The sequence below is a fragment of the Deltaproteobacteria bacterium genome, from assembly GCA_005879795.1.
GTDB lineage: Bacteria > Desulfobacterota > Binatia > DP-6 > DP-6 > DP-6.
Window position 1 is genome coordinate 1 of record VBKJ01000156.1, and the last position, 19,342, is coordinate 19,342.

General features: G+C 72.7%; 19 protein-coding genes. 16 read left to right on the top strand and 3 right to left on the bottom strand.

The window, feature by feature from the left end; genetic code table 11:
• The 8 genes from ilvC to truA all read left to right on the top strand — a co-directional run.
• The coding region (ilvC, locus tag E6J59_13445) for a ketol-acid reductoisomerase (protein ID TMB18838.1) at window positions 1–726 on the top strand (726 nt) is incomplete at its 5' end.
• A gap of 16 nt (window positions 727–742) precedes the next feature.
• The gene (locus tag E6J59_13450) at window positions 743–1,384 is read left to right on the top strand and encodes a phosphatidylserine decarboxylase family protein (GenBank protein ID TMB18839.1); all 642 of its coding nucleotides are present in this window, start codon (window positions 743–745) and stop codon (window positions 1,382–1,384) included.
• 47 nt (window positions 1,385–1,431) lie between these two features.
• Window positions 1,432–2,238, top strand: a complete 807-nt coding sequence (pssA, locus tag E6J59_13455; protein TMB18865.1) for a CDP-diacylglycerol--serine O-phosphatidyltransferase — start codon at window positions 1,432–1,434, stop codon at window positions 2,236–2,238.
• Between the two features lie 230 nt (window positions 2,239–2,468).
• Complete coding sequence (locus E6J59_13460; protein TMB18840.1) at window positions 2,469–4,016, top strand: 2-isopropylmalate synthase; 1,548 nt, start codon at window positions 2,469–2,471, stop codon at window positions 4,014–4,016.
• A gap of 5 nt (window positions 4,017–4,021) precedes the next feature.
• On the top strand, window positions 4,022–5,317 hold the full coding sequence (locus E6J59_13465; protein ID TMB18866.1) for a homoaconitate hydratase family protein: 1,296 nt from the start codon (window positions 4,022–4,024) through the stop codon (window positions 5,315–5,317).
• Complete coding sequence (locus E6J59_13470) at window positions 5,314–5,913, top strand: 3-isopropylmalate dehydratase (GenBank protein ID TMB18841.1); 600 nt, start codon at window positions 5,314–5,316, stop codon at window positions 5,911–5,913. The genes E6J59_13465 and E6J59_13470 overlap by 4 nt, the downstream gene beginning before the upstream one ends.
• Window positions 5,914–5,915: 2 nt before the next feature.
• Window positions 5,916–7,010, top strand: a complete 1,095-nt coding sequence (gene leuB, locus E6J59_13475) for a 3-isopropylmalate dehydrogenase (GenBank protein TMB18842.1) — start codon at window positions 5,916–5,918, stop codon at window positions 7,008–7,010.
• Between the two features lie 5 nt (window positions 7,011–7,015).
• Window positions 7,016–7,750, top strand: coding sequence for a tRNA pseudouridine(38-40) synthase TruA (gene truA, locus E6J59_13480; protein ID TMB18843.1), 735 nt, complete (start codon window positions 7,016–7,018; stop codon window positions 7,748–7,750).
• A 124-nt stretch (window positions 7,751–7,874) separates the two neighbouring features.
• Here truA and E6J59_13485 read toward each other — a convergent pair whose 3' ends face one another.
• Entirely contained in the window at window positions 7,875–9,233 is a 1,359-nt protein-coding gene (locus E6J59_13485) for a replication-associated recombination protein A (GenBank protein ID TMB18844.1), read from the bottom strand.
• Window positions 9,234–9,323: 90 nt separating this feature from the next.
• Here E6J59_13485 and E6J59_13490 point away from each other — a divergent pair, with 90 nt between their 5' ends.
• The 8 genes from E6J59_13490 to E6J59_13525 all read left to right on the top strand — a co-directional run bounded on the left by E6J59_13490 (window position 9,324) and on the right by E6J59_13525 (window position 16,486).
• Window positions 9,324–10,169, top strand: coding sequence for an NAD(+) kinase (locus E6J59_13490; GenBank protein ID TMB18867.1), 846 nt, complete (start codon window positions 9,324–9,326; stop codon window positions 10,167–10,169).
• Between the two features lie 13 nt (window positions 10,170–10,182).
• Window positions 10,183–11,895 (top strand): DNA repair protein RecN, encoded by a 1,713-nt coding sequence (gene recN / locus E6J59_13495; GenBank protein ID TMB18845.1) that lies wholly within the window; start codon window positions 10,183–10,185, stop codon window positions 11,893–11,895.
• 9 nt (window positions 11,896–11,904) lie between these two features.
• Window positions 11,905–12,804 carry a hypothetical protein gene (locus E6J59_13500; GenBank protein ID TMB18846.1) on the top strand — a complete coding sequence of 300 codons (900 nt, stop codon included), beginning with the start codon at window positions 11,905–11,907 and terminating at the stop codon, window positions 12,802–12,804.
• 151 nt (window positions 12,805–12,955) lie between these two features.
• Window positions 12,956–13,486 (top strand): sigma-70 family RNA polymerase sigma factor, encoded by a 531-nt coding sequence (locus E6J59_13505; protein TMB18847.1) that lies wholly within the window; start codon window positions 12,956–12,958, stop codon window positions 13,484–13,486.
• A gap of 42 nt (window positions 13,487–13,528) precedes the next feature.
• Entirely contained in the window at window positions 13,529–14,074 is a 546-nt protein-coding gene (locus E6J59_13510) for a hypothetical protein (GenBank protein TMB18848.1), read from the top strand.
• Entirely contained in the window at window positions 14,071–14,511 is a 441-nt protein-coding gene (locus tag E6J59_13515; protein TMB18849.1) for a hypothetical protein, read from the top strand. The genes E6J59_13510 and E6J59_13515 overlap by 4 nt, the downstream gene beginning before the upstream one ends.
• Complete coding sequence (locus E6J59_13520; GenBank protein ID TMB18850.1) at window positions 14,409–15,731, top strand: hypothetical protein; 1,323 nt, start codon at window positions 14,409–14,411, stop codon at window positions 15,729–15,731. Before E6J59_13515 ends, E6J59_13520 begins: the two co-directional genes overlap by 103 nt.
• 20 nt (window positions 15,732–15,751) lie before the next feature.
• Window positions 15,752–16,486 (top strand): hypothetical protein, encoded by a 735-nt coding sequence (locus tag E6J59_13525; protein TMB18851.1) that lies wholly within the window; start codon window positions 15,752–15,754, stop codon window positions 16,484–16,486.
• A 135-nt stretch (window positions 16,487–16,621) separates the two neighbouring features.
• On the opposite strand, the gene E6J59_13530 is transcribed toward E6J59_13525, so the two are convergent.
• Together E6J59_13530 and E6J59_13535 are read right to left on the bottom strand one after the other, a co-directional pair.
• The gene (locus E6J59_13530) at window positions 16,622–18,400 is read right to left on the bottom strand and encodes an ATP-binding protein (GenBank protein TMB18852.1); all 1,779 of its coding nucleotides are present in this window, start codon (window positions 18,398–18,400) and stop codon (window positions 16,622–16,624) included.
• The gene (locus E6J59_13535) at window positions 18,400–19,341 is read right to left on the bottom strand and encodes a hypothetical protein (GenBank protein ID TMB18853.1); all 942 of its coding nucleotides are present in this window, start codon (window positions 19,339–19,341) and stop codon (window positions 18,400–18,402) included. The genes E6J59_13530 and E6J59_13535 overlap by 1 nt, the downstream gene beginning before the upstream one ends.
• Between the last annotated feature and the right edge of the window lies 1 nt (window position 19,342).

A 19,342-nucleotide genomic window follows, 5' to 3' on the forward strand; every position in this document is an offset into this window, starting at 1 on the left:
AGGCCCGGAAAGTACCTGGCCTTCGGCCACGGCTTCAACATCCACTACCGGAAGATCGTCCCGCCCGCGGGCGTGAACGTCTTCATGGTGGCGCCCAAGGGCCCGGGCCACCTGGTGCGCAGCGAGTACCAGAAGGGCCGGGGGGTCCCGTGTCTGCTCGCCGTGGCGCAGGACCCGAGCGCGGACACGAAGCAGATCGGGCTCGCCTACGCCAAGGCGATCGGCGGCACGCGCGCGGGCGTCCTGGAGACCACCTTCAAGGAGGAGACCGAGACCGACCTCTTCGGCGAGCAGTCGGTCCTCTGCGGCGGGCTGACCGAGCTGATCCGCGCCGGCTTCGAGACGCTCGTCGAGGCCGGCTATTCCCCGGAGATGGCGTACTTCGAGTGCCTGCACGAGGTGAAGCTGATCGTCGACCTGATCTACGAGGGCGGCATCGCCAACATGCGCTACTCGATCAGCAACACCGCCGAGTACGGCGACATGACGCGCGGCAAGCGCATCATCGGCGACGAGACGCGCCGGGCGATGAAGGCGATCCTCGCCGACATCCAGTCGGGCAAGTTCGCCGACGAGTGGATCACCGAGTACCGCTGCGGCCTGCCGCACTTCCGAGAGCTCAGGAAGGAGGCCGCGAAGCACCCGGTCGAGGAGGTCGGGGCGAAGCTGCGCGGCCTGATGCCCTGGCTCGCCTCCGAGCGGCTCGTCGACCGCTCGCGGAACTAGGAGGCGAAGCAGCCCGGTGGCGATCGCGCGCGAGGGCTGGCCCGTCATCGGCACGGCCGCCGGCGTGCTCGGCTTGGTGGGCGCGGTGGGCACCCTCGCCGGCCACCCGGCCTCCCTCGTGCCGCTCGTCCTTGCGGTCGGCTTCTGCCTCTACTTCTTCCGCGACCCCGAGCGCCGCGCGCCGCCCGGCGAGCGGCTCGTCGTCTCGCCGGCCGACGGGCGCGTGGTGGCCGTGGTCGAGGAGCGGGACGAGCGCGTGCTCGGGGCGCCCGCGACGCGCGTCAGCATCTTCATGTCGCCGCTCGACGTGCACGTGAATCGCAACCCGGTCTCCGGCACGGTCGCGCTGGTGCGTCACAGCGCGGGCAGGTTCCGCGCCGCCTTCGCCGACAAGGCCTCGCTCGACAACGCGCGTACCGCCGTCGTGCTCGAGAGCGGCGGGCGCCGCTATCTCCTCGTGCAAATCGCCGGCGCGCTCGCCCGGCGCATAGTGTGCCGACTGCGCCCGGGCGACCGCGTGCAACGTGGCGAGCGTTTCGGCATGATCATGTTCGGCTCGCGGGTCGACCTCTTCCTGCCGGTCGGGGTCGCGCCGGTCGTCCGCCGCGGCGACCGGGTGCGGGCCGGCACGAGCGTCGTCGCCGAGGAGAGGTCGTGAGCGAGAACCCGCCCATGTATGCCGTCCGCCTCCGCCGCCGCCGGCGCATCCCGCCGCTGCGCAAGGGCGTCTACCTGCTGCCCAACCTGCTCACCTCGGCCGGGCTCTTCTCGGGCTTCTACTCGATCATCTGCACGCTCAACGGCGGCAAATGGTACTGGTACGCGGCGGTGATGATCCTCCTGGCGCAGCTCTGCGACGCGCTCGACGGCCGGATCGCGCGGCTCACGCGCTCGACCAGCTCCTTCGGCATCCAGTACGACTCGCTCGCCGACCTGGTCGCTTTCGGGGTGGCGCCCGGCATCCTCGTCTACCAGTGGGCGCTTAGGCCGTGGGGGCGCTGGGGCTGGCTCGCCGCCTCGCTCTACGTGACCTGCGGCGCGCTCCGGCTCGCGCGCTTCAACGTGCAGATCGCCTCGGTCGAGAAGCGGTACTTCGTCGGCCTCCCGATCCCGGCAGCGGCCGACGTGATCGCGGCGACCGTGCTGCTCCACTACCGGCTCTACCATTGGCTCGGCGGCGAGGGCGAGACCGGCAAGCACATCACGATGCTGCTCCTCATCTTCGCCGTGGCCGCACTCATGGTGAGCGAGATCCGCTACTACTCCTTCAAGGAGATCCGCTTCCACCACCGCCATCCGTTCCCTGTCCTGCTCGGGCTGATCCTCCTCATCTACCTCGCGGTGGGAGCGCCCGAGGTGGTGCTCTTCCTCGGCATCGGGAGCTACGCGGCCTCGGGGCCGCTCAGCGCCATCGTGCGCCGCCTGCGGGGCCGCCCGCCCGAGCCCGCCGTCAGCGCGGAGCCGCCCGCGGTGCGGGCGGTCGTGCTTGACAAGCCCGGGCAGGGCCGCTAAGCGCTCGGACGATGTTCGAGAAGCCCGCACTACTTCGACTGGCCCTGGGCCTGCTGCTTAGCCGCCCGCCCGCGGCCCTCGGAGGCGTGTAGGGCAAGACCCTCACCTTCCCGAGAGGATGCCACGGGCGGGACCACCCCCCGTGGCTTTTTTGTTTCTGGGGCCACGGGCCGGGCGGTTCGTGGCCCCAGGTGTTTTTCCGGGACGAGCTGGCGTAAAGGAGACCGACGATGGACCGGGTACAGATCTTCGACACGACCCTGCGCGACGGGGAGCAATCGCCCGGCGCCACCATGAACGTGGAGGAGAAGCTCGCGATCGCGCGCCAGCTCGAGCACCTGGGCGTGGACGTGATCGAGGCGGGGTTCGCCGCCTCCTCGGAGGGCGACTTCGAGTCCGTCCGGCGCGTCGCGGAGATGATCACGAAGCCGATTGTCCTCTCGCTCGCCCGCACGCGCGAGCAGGACGTCGACCGCGCCCTCAAGGCGGTGGAGAAGGCCAGGCGGCCCGGGATCCACATCTTCATCGCCACCTCCGACATCCATCTGAAGCACAAGCTCATGATGAGCCGGAAGGACGTGCTCGACGCCGCGGTATGGGCCGTCAGGCGCGCCAAGCAGCATCTCGACTACGTCGAGTTCTCGGCCGAGGACGCCTCGCGCAGCGATCCCGCGTACCTGGTCGAGATCTTCGGCGCGGTGATCGACGCCGGCGCGCGCACCATCAACGTGCCCGACACGACCGGCTACGCGCTGCCCGAGGAATATGGCGCGCTCTTCAGGATGCTCGGCGAGCGCGTGCCCGGCGGCGACCGCGTCATCTGGAGCGCCCACTGCCACAACGACCTCGGCATGGCGGTCGCGAACTCGCTCGCGGCGGTGCAGAACGGCGCCCGGCAGGTCGAGTGCACGGTGAACGGCATCGGCGAGCGCGCCGGCAACACGTCGATGGAGGAGGTCGTGATGGCGATCAAGACGCGCCGCGACCGCTTCGGGGTCGACACCGGCATCGTGACCGAGCAGATCTACCCGACCAGCCGGCTGCTCGCGCAGATCACCGGCATCCCCATCCCGATCAACAAGCCGATCGTGGGCGACAACGCCTTCGCGCACGAGGCCGGCATCCACCAGGACGGGGTGCTGAAGAACCGCCTCAACTACGAGATCATGAGGCCCGAGTCGGTCGGCCTGGACTCGAACCGCCTGGTGCTCGGCAAGCACTCGGGGCGTCACGCCTTCGTGGCGCGTCTGAAGGAGCTCGGCCTCGAGTTCGGCGACATCGACATGAACCGCGCCTTCGAACGCTTCAAGGCGCTCGCCGACGCGAAGAAGAACGTCTACGACGAGGACCTGATCGCGCTCATCGCCCAGGAGTCGGTCCGCAGCGGCGTGCGCGACCGCTACGAGCTCGTCTACCTGAACGTCACCTCCTCCAGCATGGCGATCCCGCACGCCACCGTGAAGCTCCGCATCGACGGCGAGGAGGTGATCGGCCACGGCACCGGCGACGGCATGGTCGACGCCTGCTACCGCGTGATCAGCGACCTGACCGGCCAGCACCCCCAGCTCGAGCGCTACGCCGTCAAGGCGATCACCGGCGGCACGGACGCCCAGGGCGAGGTCTCCTGCCTGGTGCGCGAGGACGACCACAGCGTGACCGGGCAGGGGAGCCACACCGACATCATCCAGGCGAGCGCGCTCGCCTACGTGAACGCCCTCAACAAGCTCGAGTACCGCCGGCAGTACCGGCAGCGGCAGCAGGCGGAGGTGGGGCCGTGAGCGCCATGACCATGACCGAGAAGATCCTGGCGCGCGCCGCCGGGAAGGCGGCGGTCGAGCCGGGCGACAACGTGTGGGTCCGGGCCGACGTGCTCATGACCCACGACGTGTGCGGCCCGGGCACGATCGGCATCTTCAAGCGCGAGTTCGGCAGGCAGGCGCGCGTGTGGGATCGCGACCGGGTCGTGCTCATCCCCGACCACTACATCTTCACGCACGACGACAAGGCGCACCGCAACGTCGATATTTTGCGGCACTTCGCCGCAGAGCAGGGCCTGCCGCACCTCTACGACGTCGGCACGCCGCGCTACAAGGGCGTCTGCCACATCGCGCTCGCCGAGGAGGGGCACACGCGCCCGGGCGAGGTTCTCTTCGGCACCGACTCCCACACCTGCACCGCCGGCGCCTTCGACGAGTTCGCGACCGGCATCGGCAACACCGACGCGGCCTTCGTGCTGGGCACCGGGAAGCTCCTGGTGAAGGTCCCGCCCACCATGCGCTTCGTGTTCGAGGGCGAGATCCCCGGCTTCATCCTCGCCAAGGACCTCATCCTGCAGATCATCGGCGACATCGGGGTGGACGGCGCGACATACCGGTCGATGGAATTCGCCGGAGAGGCGGTGATGCGCCTCTCGATGGAGGAGCGGATGACGCTCGCCAACATGGTGATCGAGGCGGGCGGCAAGAACGGCATCATCGCCTGCGACGAGACCACGCGCGCGTACCTCCGCGGCCGCACCACCCGGCCCTTCACGCCGGTCGAGAACGACCCCGGCGCGCGCTTCTTGACCGAGAAACGCTACGACGCGCGCACGCTCGAGCCCACGGTCGCCCGGCCGCACTCGCCCGACAACCGCGCGCTCGCGCGCGAGCTCGGGGACGTCAGGCTGACGCGCGCCTACATCGGCTCGTGCACGGGCGGGAAGCTGACCGACTTCGTGAACGCGGCGCGCGTGCTCCGCGGCCGGCGCGTGGCGGTCGACACCTTCCTCGTCCCCTCCACCACGGACGTCTCGCGCGGGCTCCGCACCGAGACCATCGACGGCCGCCCCCTGCTCGACATCTTCAGGGACGCCGGCTGCCAGATCTCGCTCGACGCCTCGTGCGCGGCGTGCCTGGGCGGGCCGCGCGATACCTTCGGTCGCATCAATGGCCCGGAGGTCTGCATCTCGACCACCAACCGCAACTTCCCCGGCCGCATGGGCGCGAAGGAAGGGCAGGTCTACCTCGCCTCGCCCTACACCGTCGCCGCCTCGGCGATCACCGGCCGCATCACCGATCCGCGGGAGCTCCTCCAATGACCGTCACGGGCCGCGTCTACGTCCTCGGCGACAACATCGACACCGACCAGATCATCCCGGCCGAGTACCTGAACCTGGTGCCGACCATCGCGGAGGAGTACCGCAAGCTCGGCAGCTACGCGCTCGCCGGCCTGCTGCTCCGGCCCGGCGATCCGCCCTTCGTCCCGCCGGGCAGCACGACGACGCCGTTCACGATCCTGGTCGCCGGGAAGAACTTCGGCTGCGGGTCGTCCCGCGAGCACGCCCCGATCGCCCTCGGCGCCGCGGGCGCCGAGGCCGTCGTGGCCGAGTCCTACGCGCGCATCTTCTTCCGCAACTGCGTGGCGACGGGCGAGCTCTACCCGCTCGAGACGGGCGAGCGGCTGGTCGAGGCCTTCCGGACGGGCGACGAGGGCGTGCTCGACCTCGACGCCGCCACGCTCACGAACCGGCGTACCGGCACGGTGCATCGGCTGCGGCCGCTGGGCGATGCGGGTCCCGTGATCGCGGCGGGCGGGCTCTTCGCCTACGCGCGGCAGACGGGGATGATCGCCGCGCCGCCCGCGGACGACGGCCCGACCGTCGGCGCCGGCCCCGGCGCGGGGCCCGACGACTGAGCGTGGCCGGGCGCGCCACCATCGCCGTCTTCCCCGGCGACGGCATCGGTCCCGAGGTGACGGCGGAGGCGGTCGCCGTCCTCGAGGTCGTGGCGCCCCGCCACGGCCTGGCGCTCGAGCTCAGCACGGGGACGATCGGCGGCGCCGCGATCGACGCCACGGGCGACCCGCTCCCGCCCGCCGAGCTCGAGCGCGCGCGCCGCGGCGACGCCGTGCTGCTGGGCGCCGTCGGCGGGCCCAAGTGGGACGACCCGGGCGCGCGCGTGCGCCCGGAGCAGGCGCTCCTGGGGCTCCGCAAGGGGCTCGGCCTCTACGCCAACCTGCGGCCGGTGTGGACCGTGCCCGAGCTGATCGCAGCCTCGCCGCTCCGCCCCGAAATCCTCGCGGGCGTCGACCTCGTCGTGGTGCGCGAGCTGACGGGCGGCATCTACTTTGGCCGGCCCAGCGAGCGGCGCACGACGCCCGCCGGCCGCGAGGCGGTCGACACGCTCAGCTACACCGAGGCCGAGATCGCGCGCCTCCTCCACGCCGCCTTCGCGCTCGCCCGCCAGCGCCGCCGGAAGCTCGCGTCGGTCGACAAGGCGAACATCCTCTCCTCTTCACGGCTGTGGCGCGAAATTGCGCACGAGATCCGGCGCGGGTATCCCGACGTCGCCTACGAGGACGTGCTCGTCGACGCGATGGCGATGCACCTGATCCGCCGCCCGCGCGACTTCGACGTGATCGCCACCGAGAACCTCTTCGGCGACATCCTGACCGACGAGGCCTCCATGCTGGCCGGCTCGATGGGCATGCTGCCCTCCGCCTCGCTCGCCGGCGCCCCGGTTCCCGGCGCGCGCTGCCACGGCCTCTACGAGCCGATCCACGGCTCCGCGCCGGACATCGCAGGTCTGGACCGGGCGAACCCGCTGGCCGCGATCCTCTCCGCTGCCATGCTCTGCCGCTACTCGCTCGCTGCGCCGGCGGCGGCGGACGCGATCGAGCGCGCCGTGGCGGCGGTGATCGCGGCGGGCCACCGTACGGCCGATCTCGCCTCGCCCGGCCAGCCGGTCGTCGGCTGCCGCGCGATGGGGCAGCGGGTGCGCGACGCGCTCTGAGCGGGATGCAGCTCAAGCTGACGGTCGAGTACGAGGGCACCCACTATCAGGGCTGGCAGGTGCAGCCGGGGGTCCCGACGGTGCAGGAGGTGCTCGAGCGCGCGCTCGCGACCGCGCTCCGCGAGGCGGTCCGGGTGCGCGGCGCGGGCCGCACCGACGCCGGCGTGCACGCCTGTGGCCAGGTGGCCGCGGTGCACGTGAGCCGCGTGCCCGCCGACCTCGGGCGTCTGCGGCGGAGCCTCAACGCGCTCACGCCCGGGGACGTCGCCGTGCGCGAGATATCCCTGGTCGACGACGCCTTCGACCCGCGCCGCGACGCGCGCAGCCGCGTCTACGAGTACCGCATCCTGAACGCGCCCGTCCCGTCGCCGTTCTGGCGGCGGCACGCCTGGCACGTCCCCGAGCCGCTCGACGCGCGCGCCATGAACGAGGCGGCCGCAGACCTCGTCGGCGAGCACGACTTTGCCGCCTTCCGGGGCGCGGACCCCGAGCCGGTCCACTCCACCGTCCGCCGCGTGCTCGAGAGCCGCGTCGACACCGGGCCGGTGCTGCTCTATCGCATCGAGGCGACCGCGTTCCTGAAGCACATGGTGCGGAACATCGTCGGCACGCTGGTCGAGGTAGGGCGGGGCCAGAGGACGGCGAGCAGCCTCCGCGAGCTGATCGCGGGCCGTGATCGGACGCGGGCCGGCGCGACGGCGCCCGCCCACGGCCTCACCCTGGTGGCGATCCGGTACTGACGGGCCGTCTCCCGCGTGACGGGGGCGTTCGCGCCTGTGACACCTGTACCGCAGGAAGCGCGACGGGACGTGGCCCTCGCCCTGGCATCCCCTTTGCTTCTCCCCAAGCCCGGTGGTGTGGGGCTCAGCGGGGCGGTGGTTTCCCGGTCCGGGCGCGGCGTGCGCGCCAGGCACGCAGGCGCTCGCCGATCTCGCGCTCGCAGCCGCGGTCGCCCGGCTCGTAGTAGCGCCGCCCGCGCAGGCGCTCGGGCAGGTAGTCCTGCTCCACGACGGCGTCCTCGTAGTCGTGGGGGTAGAGATAGCCGGCGCCGTAGCCGAGGCCCTTCATGAGCGGGGTTGGCGCGTTGCGGAGGTGGAGCGGGACGGGGAGCGGGCCCACCTGACGCACATCCTCGGCGGCCGCCAGCATGGCGCGGTAGCTCGCGTTCGACTTGGGGCAGGTGGCGAGGAAGGTCGCCGCCTGGGCGAGCGGGATGCGGCCCTCGGGGAGCCCGACGAAGTGGACGGCATCCTTGGCGGCGACCGCGACCTGGAGCGCCTGGGGCTCGGCGTTGCCGACGTCCTCGGCCGCGAAGATCACCATCCGGCGCGCGACGAAGAGGGGGTCCTCGCCCGCCTCGAGCATGCGCATCATCCAGTAGACCGCGGCGTCCGGGTCGCCGCCGCGCAGGCTCTTGATGAAGGCCGAGATCACGTTGTAGTGCTCCTCGCCCGCCTTGTCGTAGCGCAGCGCGCGCTGCTGCGCGGCCTCCTCGATGAGCGCGAGGTCCAGGGTGCGGGTGCGGCGCGTACGGGCCAGGCGGGCGGCCAGCTCGAGGGCGTTCAGCGCCACCCGTGCGTCGCCCTGCGCGTGGGCGACCAGGAAGGCGCGCGCCTCGGGAGCGAGCGCCAGACGTGCCGCCCCGAGCCCGCGCTCGGCGTCGGCGAGGGCACGGTCGACCACGGCGCCCACCTCGTCCTCGCTGAGCGGCTCGAGGACGAGGACGCGCGTGCGGGAAAGCAGCGGCGGGATCACCTCGAACGACGGGTTCTCGGTGGTCGCCCCGATGAGCGTCACCGTGCCCGCTTCGACGTGGGGAAGGAAGGCGTCCTGCTGCGCCTTGTTGAAGCGGTGGATCTCGTCCACGAAGAGCACGGTCGGCCGGCCGCTCCGCCGAAGCTCGCTCTCCGCTTCCTCGACGACCTGCCGGAGCTCCTTCACGCCCTGGAGGACGGCCGAGAACGAGACCGCGTGCGCGCCGCTCGCGGCCGCCAGCAGGTGCGCGAGGGTCGTCTTGCCGCTCCCCGGCGGGCCCCACAGGATGAGCGACTCGACCTGCCCGCCCTCGAGCGTGTCGCGCAGCACGCGGCCAGGGCCGAGGAGGTGCTGCTGGCCGACGAACTCGTCCATCCGGCGCGGCCTCATCCGTTCGGCGAGCGGCGCCCGGCCCGGCGGGACGGCCGGCGCGGGCGCACGCGGGAACAGCTCCGGCTGGCGCGGCATGATTTTTCGTCTAGCACACACCTCGTTTCCTGGCACCGGGGCGGGTCGCATGGTAGGAAGGCCGCGCGGCGGGAGGCGGAAGTGGCGGGCATCCGGACGGTCGGGCTGGTGGTGAAGCGTGACCGCCCACGCGCGGTGCGCCTGGCGCGGCGCATGCTCGGCTGGCTCGCGCGCCGGCGCGTGCGCGTGCTCCTCGACGTCGAGGCGCACCTGGCCGGCGCGCCCCTGCGCACCAAGGACGAGCTCGCGCGCGAGGCCGACCTGATCGTCGTTCTGGGCGGCGACGGGACGCTCCTCTCGATCGCGCGCCGCACGGACGCGCGCGTCCCCATCCTCGGCGTCAACATGGGCGAGCTCGGCTTCCTGACCGGGGTCGTCGAGGCCGAGGCGATGCCCATGCTGGCGCGGGTGATCGCGGGCCGCTACGAGCTCGACCGGCGCATGACGCTCGCCGCGCACCTCGAGCGCGCCGGCCGCGCCCGCGGCCGCTTCCGGGCCGTGAACGACGTGGTCATCACCCACGGCGCCGTCGCCCGCATCCTCGAGTTCACGGTTTCGGTGGACGGACTGCCGTTCAGCGCCTACCGCGCCGACGGCATGATCGTCGCGACGCCGACCGGCTCCACGGCCTACTCGCTCTCGGTGGGCGGGCCGATCGTCGAGCCTTCGGTGCAGGTCCTCCTCCTCTCGCCCATCTCGCCGCACACGCTCTCGAACCGGCCCGTGGTGCTCGGACCCGACGCCGTGGTCCGCATCACGATCGGCCGCGGCGAGGCGGATGCGCTCCTCACCATCGACGGGCAGGAGGGCACGCGGCTCGCCGCCGGCGACGTGATCGAGGTGCGCCAGGGCCGCTCGCCGGTCTCGCTCATCCGCTCGCCGGACCGGACGTATTACGACGTGCTGCGCTCCAAGCTCGGCTGGGGCGTCCGGTAGGGGAGGGGCCGGGATGCTGCGCACCCTGCGCGTCCGCGACCTCGCGATCATCGACGAGCTCGAGCTGGTGCTCGAACCCGGGCTCAACGTGCTCACGGGCGAGACCGGCGCGGGGAAGTCGATCCTCCTCCAGGCGCTCGACCTGGCGCTCGGCGGGCGGCCGGACGCGGACCTGGTGCGCACGGGGGCCGAGGAGGCGGCGGTCGAAGCGCTGTTCGCGAACGTCCCCGCCCCGGTCCGCGAGCGGCTCGCCGGCGCCGGCATCCCGGCCGAGGCGGGGCAGGAGGAGCTCCTCGTCCGCCGCCTGATCGGGCGCGGCAGCCGGGCGCGTGCCTACGTGAATGGCGCGCTCGCCCCGCTCGCCCTGCTGCGCGATCTGGCGCCCCATCTCCTGCGCGTGTACGGGCAGGACGAGCACCAGGCCCTCCGGCGCGTCGAGAGCCACCGCGAGCTGCTCGACGCGGTGGGCAGCCTCGGTCGCACGCTCGAGGAGATGCGCGCCCGCCACGGCCGCCTGGTCGCGGCGCGCGAGGCGATCGCGCGGGCGCGCGCCGACGCGGAGGCCGCGGGCGAGCGGGCCGAGATGCTGCGCGCGCAGGTCGAGGAGCTGGCGCACGCCGCCCTGGTGGCGGGCGAGGAGGAGTCGCTCAGCGCCGAGCGTGCCCGCCTCGTGCACGCCGAGCGCCTGGCTGTGCTCGCGACGGGCGCGGAGGAGGGCCTCTACTCCGGCGAGGGCGCGGTGATCGATGTCCTCGGCCGCGCGCTGGTCGCGCTGCGGGAGGCGGCCGGGCTCGACCCGGGCCTCGCGTCGACGCGCGCGCTCCTCGAGAGCGCGCTCGCCGAGGTGGAGGAGGCCGGCGAGAGCCTCGGCCGTTACGCCCGCGAGCTCGCCCCCGACGCGAATCGCCTGGACGCGATGGAGGAGCGCCTGGCGCAGCTCGCGCGCCTGAAGCGCAAGTACGCCGGCACGGTCGAGGATCTGATCCGACGGCGCGAGGAGCTGACCGCCGAGCTGAAAGGCATCGAGAGCGGCGGCGAGATCAGGGCGGAGCTCGAGGCCGCGGCCGAGGCGGCCCGGCGCGCCGCTGCCGAATGGGCGGGCCGGCTCTCGGTCGAGCGCCGGCGGGTGGCCCGGGATCTCTGTCGCGCCCTGGTCGCGGAGCTCGAGGCGCTGGCGTTCACCGGGGCGCGCCTCGAGGTCCGTTTCGCCGAGACCGAGGACCGCGCGCTCGGCCCCGAGGGCTGGGACGAGGTCGAGTTCTTCCTCTCGACGAACCCGGGCGAGGAGCCGCGCTCGCTCGCCCGCGTGGCCTCGGGCGGCGAGCTGTCGCGCATCATGCTCGCCCTGAAGACCCTCGCCGCCGCCGACGAGAGGGGCGCCACGCTCATCTTCGACGAGGTCGACGCGGGCATCGGCGGCGCCGTGGCCGAGGTCGTCGGCCGCAAGCTCCGGCAGCTCGGCCGCGCCCGTCAGGTCCTCTGCATCACCCACCTGCCGCTGATCGCGGCCTTCGCCGACCACCACGTCGTGGTCACCAAACGGGTGGAGGACGGGCGTACCGTCTCCTCGGTACGCCCCCTGGCCACGAGCGAACGGGCGGCGGAGCTGGCGCGGATGCTGGGCGGCGAGCGCCTGACGCGCGAGATCCGGGAGCATGCGGAGCAGCTCCTGCGCCGGGCCCACGCGCGGAGCCGGGGATTGACAGACAGCAAGGGAGTCGAATAGCGGGTTCTCATGCCCGCGCCCGGGAGGTTCTCCATGCCGGACACTCGCGTCATCTCGCGCCCGACGAAGGGCTGGCGTCTCGCCGCCGCGCTCGTGGTCGTCACCATGGCCGTCGCGACCGTGCAGGTGTGGCGCGCCGAGCAGCGGACGGCCGCGTTGCGCGAGGAAGTGGCCTGGCTCCGCACGCGGCTCGCGGACAAGCGCGAGCTGATCGCCCGCCAGCGGCGGGAGATGGCCCAGGTGGCGGGCGCGGTCGACCGCCTCGCGCGCACCACGGCGGCGCTGGGCGAGCGCGGCGCCGAGGCCCGCCGCCTGACGCACATGGCGGAGAGCCGCGGGGAGACGCCTGCGCTGGTCAATGTGGCGGCGAGGCTCGACGGCGGCGGGTCGGTGGTGTCGGAGGACGCGGGCCGCGCGCTCGAGGAGCTCGCCTGGGTCGACGGGCAGGCGGCGGCCGCCAGCGACTCGTTCGCGGTGCTGACCGCGCTCCTGAAAGACCGCGGCGAGGAGGTGAGCCGCGGCGTGCCGACGCTGTGGCCCGTGCGCGGGCTAGTGACGTCGCCCTTCGGCGCGCGCCCGTCACCCTATGGCGAGGGGCGCGAGACGCACCCCGGCATCGACATCTCGGCGCGCTACGGCATGCCGGTGACGGCCGCCGGCAGCGGCGAGGTGATCTTCGCCGGCCGCGACCGGGGCTACGGCGGCCTCGTCATCGTCGCTCACGGGGGCCAGCTCGACACGCTCTACGCGCATCTCTCCGCGCTCTACGTGCGCGAGGGCCAGCAGGTGCGCTGCGGCCAGGCGATCGGCGCCGTCGGCGCCACGGGGCGCGCCACCGGCGCGCACCTCCACTACGAGGTGCGCCTGGCCGGCGCGCCCGTCGATCCGCGTCGCTACCTGGCGAAATGAGACCGCGCCGCCAAACGAGAACCGGCCAGCGGCGACCAGCTCGAGACCGCGTCACCTGAGGTGCCTCGTAGCGGGAGGAGACTCGCGATGATCCGGCGCTCTGCTTCCTGTTTGACGCTCCAGTCGCGATGATCCAGAGCAGCCGGGGCCGATGTGCTCCGGGGACGAGAGCGACGACGACCTCCTCGTGCGGGCGGGGCACGGGGACGAGGACGCCTTCGCGGGACTCTACCGCCGCCACCGCGACTGGGTGCTCCGGATCGCGTGGCGGCTCACGGGCGACCGCGAGGACGCGCTCGACGTCCTACAGGAAGCGTTCACGTATCTCTTCCGGAAGGTCGGCGACCCGACGTTCGCGCTCTCGACGACGTTGCGCGGCTTCCTCTATCCGACCGTGCGCCACCTCGCCCTCGATCGCCGGCGACGGCGGCGGCCCGAGGTCGACGTCGACGACCTGGCGGAGGTCCTTCCGGCCCCGGCGGGCCCCACGAACATATCGCGTGAGTTGCTGGCGGCCGTGAACGCCCTGCCCCGGCCCCAGCGCGAGGTCGTGGTCATGCGCTTTGGCGACGGCCTGAGCCTCCAGCAGATCGCGGACGCGTCGGGGATTCCCCTCGGCACCGTGAAGTCGCGACTGCACCACGCCCTCGCGGCGATGCGCCGTGCGCTCGGGTCGGAATGAACCTTTCCCCCCTCCCGGACGCTCACAGGGCACAAGCCGATCATGCCCGACCCCGGCGCCACGCATCCCGACCTGGCCGACCTCGAGGCGGCTCGCACCGGAGAGGCGCCGGCCGACGTCGAGGCGCACGTGCGCGCCTGCGAGGAGTGTCGTCACATAGTCGCGGAGCTCGCAACCTGCGCCGGCGCCCTCGCTCCAGTCCCGCCCCCCGTTCCTGAGCCGATCGAAGCTCGCATCCTCTGGACCGCCAGGAAGCATGCGGCACAGGCCCGGCGAGCCAGGCGACGCCGGCGTTGGGTGGTCGTCACGACGCGGCGGGGCGCTGCCATCGCCGCCGGGGCGCTCCTCGCGCTCGGCATCCTGCGCGTCTGGGTACCCGGGAAGGCGGACCGGACGGCGCCGGCGCTCGTGGCCGACGTGGACGGGAACGGCGTCGTCGACATTCGCGATGCCTTCGTGATCGCCCGCGCGCTCCACTCGACCGCGCGCCCACCCTCTCGGTTCGACGTCAACGGCGATCGCGTCGTCGACGAGCGCGACGTCGAGCTCGCGGCGCACGCCGCCGTCGCGCTCGGGAGACGCTCGTGAGGGCGCTCATAGCCCTCTTCCTGGTGCTCGGCGCGTCCGGGGCGAGCGTCGCGGCGGACGGTGCGGGCCGCTTCCGCACCGTCGCCGTGTACGTCGACGCCGGTCAGGCGCCGCTCGCGGCGTATCAGGTCGTGATCACGGTCGGTGACACCGCGCCAACGGCGAAGATCGTCGGCGTGGAAGGCGGAAGCGCCGACGCCTTTCGCGCGGCGCCATACTACGACCCGGCGGCGCTCCAGGGCGGGCGGATCATCATCGCAGCTTTCACGACCGAGGCGGCCCCGCCGCGCGGCCGAACGCACGTGACGACGCTCCACCTGTTCGAGCCGGCGGGATGCATTCCGGTGTACCGCGCCCGGCTCGTCGTCGCCGTCGGGGACAGGGGTCGCGACATCGCCGCGACGGTGGCGCTCGAGCCGGGAGGAACCTCCTCATGACCATCGCCCGTCGTCTCGCTCCTCTCCTTCTCCTGCTCGGCGCCTGTGCGAAGCGCGAAGCGGCGCTCCCGAGGTCGGTCGCCCCGACCGACGAGGAGATCTGGATCATCGCACGGGCGGGCGAGACCTCTGGACGCACGAGCACACCGCACGCACCGCGCATGCTCGCCGGCACGACGCCCGACGCAACGCCGCTCGCGCTCGAGCGTACCGACGTGCAGGCGACCGTCATCGGTCCGTTCGCCGCCCTCCGGGTCCGACAGATCTACGCCGGACCCGAGCGCGCAACCGAAGGCGCGTTCGTGCTGCCGCTTCCGGCCGCCGCGGTGTTCCACGACCTCGTGGTGACGCTCGGGCGGCGCCACATCCGGGCGATCGTCCGGGCGCGCGAGGAGGCTGAGGCGATCTATGCCGCCGCGCTCCGGTCTGGGCGCGTGGCGTCGCTCCTGCGCGAGGAGGACGGCGTCGTCCTCGGTATGGCCCATCTCCCTCCGCGGACGCCGATCCACGTGGAGTTCTCGTACGCCGAGACGATGCCCTGGCGTGACGGCGCATGGGAGCTCGTCGTACCACGACTCCCGGGCGGCACCGTTGGCGCGAGGATCGATCTCGACGGGCTCGGACCGATCACGACGGTCGAGAGCCCGACGCATGCGATCCGGCAGACCACAGACTCCGGCGAGCAAACCAGCGTCGTCCTCCGCGAGCCTGCGACGCTCCGCGACGCCGACTTCGTGCTCCGTTACGCCGTCGACGCACACGCGAGCCCGGGTGCCGTGGTCGTCTCGTCCGGCAGCCGCGGCACGGTCGCGGCACTGGTTCTCCATCCCATCGCCGCGGGCGGCCGGCCGACGGCGCTCCACCTCGCGGCGATCGACTGGGGGACGCTCGTCGTCGAGGACGTGCCCGCGTCGAATGCTGCGGTGAATTTCTCCGTGCCCGAAGGACGACCGCTCGTCCTGCGAGCGCGTGTGCTCGGCGGCACGCCGGGTACGGTCCGCGTGACCACGCTGGTGGGCGGCCGCCGGCGTACGCGTACGTTCACGGCCGTCGCGGCGCCCGCCGAAGCCGTCGATCTGCTGCCCGTCCTCTGGGCGTCGGATGCGGTGCGCGCGCTGTGGCCGGACCGGGATGCCATGCGGGATCTCGCGCTCCGCTACGGGGTGCTCTCCCCGGTGACCGCGCTCGTCGCCGTCGACGCGACGGCGCCCAGCGAATGAGCCGCGAAAGGGGAACGACGATGACGACGCTGCGAACGCTCTGCCTGATCGGGATGGTGGTGATTGTCGGCGGCTGCATGCAGAAGCGGTACTATCCGCCGGAGGGTGGCCACCGGGAGCTCGTCCCGGACATGGGCGCCCTGTCCGAGGCCGAGATGGAGAAGCTGCGGGTGGCCCCTGTCACCGCACGCGAACCCGCGGTCGCCGGGATCGCGTGGATCGTCGACGACAGTGGCGGCCACGACGGCGATCTGCCCGCCTCGGATCGACTTGCCCTGGTCCGCAAGCTCGCGAGCGCGCTCGAGCGTGCCCCCTTCTCGACGGTCGAGGTCCTACCGACGACCGGTGCCGGCGGTGGGACGCGAGCCGACGAAGGGGACCTCCCGGCGCTCCGCTCCGCGGCGGCGCGCTTCCAGCACGACGTGCTCATAGTGGTGAGCACGCACCGCAACCGCTACGACGACTGGAATCCGCTCGCCGTCACCTACCTCGGGGTTCTTCCGGTGTGGTTCGTCCCGGGCGACTCGCTCGCGGTCTACGCGAGCGCCGAGGCCTGCGCGCTCGACGTCCGCTCCGGGCTCTTCCTCGCGTGCGCGCAGGGACAGGGCAAGGCGGAGCGGGCGCTCGTCACGACGATCGGTCGCGAGCAGCGGATGCGCGAGCTGTCCACGGCGGCGCTCGGAGAGGCGTTCGACGCCATCCCGGAGACACTGCGGCAGGGCGTGCGCGCGCGCCTCGCGCGGCGCGCGAGCTGAGCTCGTGATGCCGGTAATGCGCCATGCGGGTTGCCGAGGCGCTCCCGCACAGCGAAGGCGCGGCGTATTGGCGGGTGCCGAGCTTCGGATCGAGCCCGTCGGGCAGGATCCAGGTCGTCGGCGCCGGCACCGCAGTCAGCGCCGCCCCGCGCGCGCCCGGAGCTGCGCGAACTGCTCGAGCAGCGCGGCGCGATCGGCCGTCCGCAAGCGTTCGGGCAGGTAGCGTCGATCCGAGCAGGCGAGCACCGCCGCCAGCTCCTGGAGCGCGAGCAGCTCGGGGTCGAGCGGGTCGATGAACGAGCTCACGGCCTCCTCCAGGTCGGCCACCTGCACGTCGGCGTCCCGGTGCGCGAGAACGGCGCGCTCCTTGGCGCGCATCAGCATCGACTCGACGTCGCTGCCGGTGAGGGGCCGGCCGCCGAGCTGCGCCCGGAGATAGGTCACCATCGCGTCGCCGAGCACGAGCCGCTTCGTGCGCGCCACGGTGGTGAAGAGCTCCACCACGTCGTCCGGCCCCTGCGCCGGGAAGAGCGGTATGCAGAGGCCGAAGCGGCCCTGGCGCTTCATGTCGATCGAGAGCAGGTCCGGCCGCGAGGTCATGGCCACCCACAGCTCGCGCCCGCGGAGCGATGCGTCGCCGATGTGCGCCGCGAAGGCCGCGAACACCCGGCTCGACACGCCGCTGTCACCGTCGGCCTCGCGCGTCCCGAAGACGGCGTCGGCCTCGTCGACCACCACGACGACCGGCCCGAGGGCCCGGATCGTCATCAGGATGCGGCTCTGCTGGCGCTCGGTCTCGCCGACCCACTTCGAGCGGAATTCGCCCATCTCCATCACCGGCAGCCCGCACTCGCTCGCGAAGCAATCGATCAGGAACGACTTCCCGACCCCCACGCGGCCGGGCACGAGGAGCCCGCGCTCGAGGACGTCGTCCTTCTCGTTCTTGATCAGCCAGGCGAGCTCTCGGAGCTTCTGCTTGGCGGCGGCGTGGGTCGCGACGGCGTCGAGACCGAGGCCGGGCCTTGGGTCCTTGAAGCGGACGAGGCCCTGGCAGTACTCCTCGATGAGGCGTTTCTTGCTCGCCGCCACGTGCTCGGCCGTGACCCGTTCGGCGTTGCGCCGGGCCTCGGCCAAGAGGTGCTCGATGCGGAGCAGCGTCAGGCCCGCGGTGCGCGTGGCGAGCTCGGCGGCGGAGAGATCGCTCCACTCGGCGAGCGGGCGCCCGCCCGCCATCGCCGTCGCCCAGCCCGAGGCGAGGAAGCGGCCGCGCTCCTCGGCGTCGGGCAGCTCGAGCTGCACCTGCGCGATGTTCGGGTTGCGGAGGAGATCGGCGTGCAGCTCCGCCGCCGACTCCGTGATCAGCAGGACCCCCACGTCCTGGTCGCGCATGTCTGGCGACGCCGCCCACTTGAGGAAGGTGACGAGCGCCATCCGCTCGTCCTGGCTGGCGCTCGCTTCCTCGGCGGCCGGCACGATCTTCTCCGGAAAGTCGACGATGAGCGTGACCCCCTTCCGCGCACCCTTGTCGTCCGCCGCGCGCAGGAAGAAGCGGCGCAGCAACGGCGCGAGCCGCGTGAACTCGCGGGGCGGGCCCTCGCGGTGGAAGTCGGTCTTCTCGACCTGGTCGTAGACCGCGAGCCACTCGAAGAATCGGGTCTGCATGTCGGCCGAGCCGAAGGTGAGGCCGTCGGCGATGTCGTAGAAGATCAGGTACGCGCGCTCGGGGAAGAGGCGGCGCGCGAGGAAGGTCTTGAGCGGCGCGTAGCCGACGTCGCTCGGGCCCTGCACGGGGAAGACGTCGAAGACGTCGCCGTGCAGGATGAAGAGTGCGTAGGCGCCGCTGTTCCAGCGCCGCGCCAGCTCGATCGCCCAGCCCCGCAGGGGAAGGCGCGGCAGCGCCTCGTCGTCCGCCATCAGCCCTCCTTCGCCCCGATACCGAGCCGGTCGCGCCGCGGCGGGCGGGCCACCGGCGTCGCGGCCGTCGGCTCGAAGCCGACGCGCAGCTCGGTCGCCGGCATGTCGCCCACCATGTCCTTGAACTCGTCCAGCTCGGAGAGCCACTTGTTGGTCTGGTCCAGGTGCTCCACGGTGGCGTCGATGCGCGCTGTCAGCACCTCGGCGTTCTTGGTGGCGACGGCGTCGGCGCGGATCAGCTTGATCTGCTCGACCAGCCGTTCCTGCTCGGCGTCGACCAGGGCGAGGTTCTGGTTCGCCTGCTCGACCCGCTGCTGGCGCTTGTGGAGGACCTCGAGGCGCTCCTGCACGGAGCCGAGGAGGCGCTGCTTCGAATCGAGCACGGGGCTCGCCCCCTTCGTCTTGAGGGCCTCCACCTCGGTGCCGAGGCTCCTTGTCTGGTCCTCGGCCTCCTTGACGACGCGTGGCAGCTCCTCGCGCCGCTCGGTCTCGAGGTAGCGCTCGAGCGACTCCTCGATGCCGAGGAGGCGGAGGTACGTCCACATGAGCTCGTCGAGCTTGCGCAGCCGGGGGTCGTCGGGGGCCGGGTTGTCGGCGCTCGCGTTGCGCTCGATGTCGCGACACACCTGGGCGAGGCCCTCGTAGCGAGCGCGCCGCGGCGGCGAGAGCGAGGCGAGGAGCCCGTCACGGCGGCGGAGGAAGTCGGCGACCTGCGCCAGCGCCGCGGCGCGGCGGCCCTCCTCCGCGCGCCGGTCGACCCAGCGGCGGAAGAACGGCATGTCGGGGAGGTATATCCAGCCGAGCGCGTAGCCGGTCGCGCCCGCGACCAGGGCGAGTGGCTGCGCGGCGAGGAAGCCCGCCCCCAGGGTGAGCAGCCCCAGCCACGCGTGATGCGGGCTCAGCAAGAACTCGCGCCGATATGCCGGGGCGGGCTCGGCCATC

Coding starts and splice junctions, on each gene's coding strand:
- E6J59_13470 (TMB18841.1), top strand. CDS start 5,314: ATGACCGTCACGGGCCGCGTCTACGTCCTCGGCGACAACATCGACACC.
- E6J59_13510 (TMB18848.1), top strand. CDS start 13,529: ATGCCCGACCCCGGCGCCACGCATCCCGACCTGGCCGACCTCGAGGCG.
- E6J59_13505 (TMB18847.1), top strand. CDS start 12,956: ATGTGCTCCGGGGACGAGAGCGACGACGACCTCCTCGTGCGGGCGGGG.
- E6J59_13500 (TMB18846.1), top strand. CDS start 11,905: ATGCCCGCGCCCGGGAGGTTCTCCATGCCGGACACTCGCGTCATCTCG.
- E6J59_13535 (TMB18853.1), bottom strand. CDS start 19,341: ATGGCCGAGCCCGCCCCGGCATATCGGCGCGAGTTCTTGCTGAGCCCG.
- E6J59_13460 (TMB18840.1), top strand. CDS start 2,469: ATGGACCGGGTACAGATCTTCGACACGACCCTGCGCGACGGGGAGCAA.
- E6J59_13485 (TMB18844.1), bottom strand. CDS start 9,233: ATGCCGCGCCAGCCGGAGCTGTTCCCGCGTGCGCCCGCGCCGGCCGTC.
- E6J59_13525 (TMB18851.1), top strand. CDS start 15,752: ATGACGACGCTGCGAACGCTCTGCCTGATCGGGATGGTGGTGATTGTC.
- E6J59_13530 (TMB18852.1), bottom strand. CDS start 18,400: ATGGCGGACGACGAGGCGCTGCCGCGCCTTCCCCTGCGGGGCTGGGCG.
- E6J59_13520 (TMB18850.1), top strand. CDS start 14,409: ATGCATTCCGGTGTACCGCGCCCGGCTCGTCGTCGCCGTCGGGGACAG.
- recN (TMB18845.1), top strand. CDS start 10,183: ATGCTGCGCACCCTGCGCGTCCGCGACCTCGCGATCATCGACGAGCTC.
- E6J59_13465 (TMB18866.1), top strand. CDS start 4,022: ATGACCATGACCGAGAAGATCCTGGCGCGCGCCGCCGGGAAGGCGGCG.
- truA (TMB18843.1), top strand. CDS start 7,016: ATGCAGCTCAAGCTGACGGTCGAGTACGAGGGCACCCACTATCAGGGC.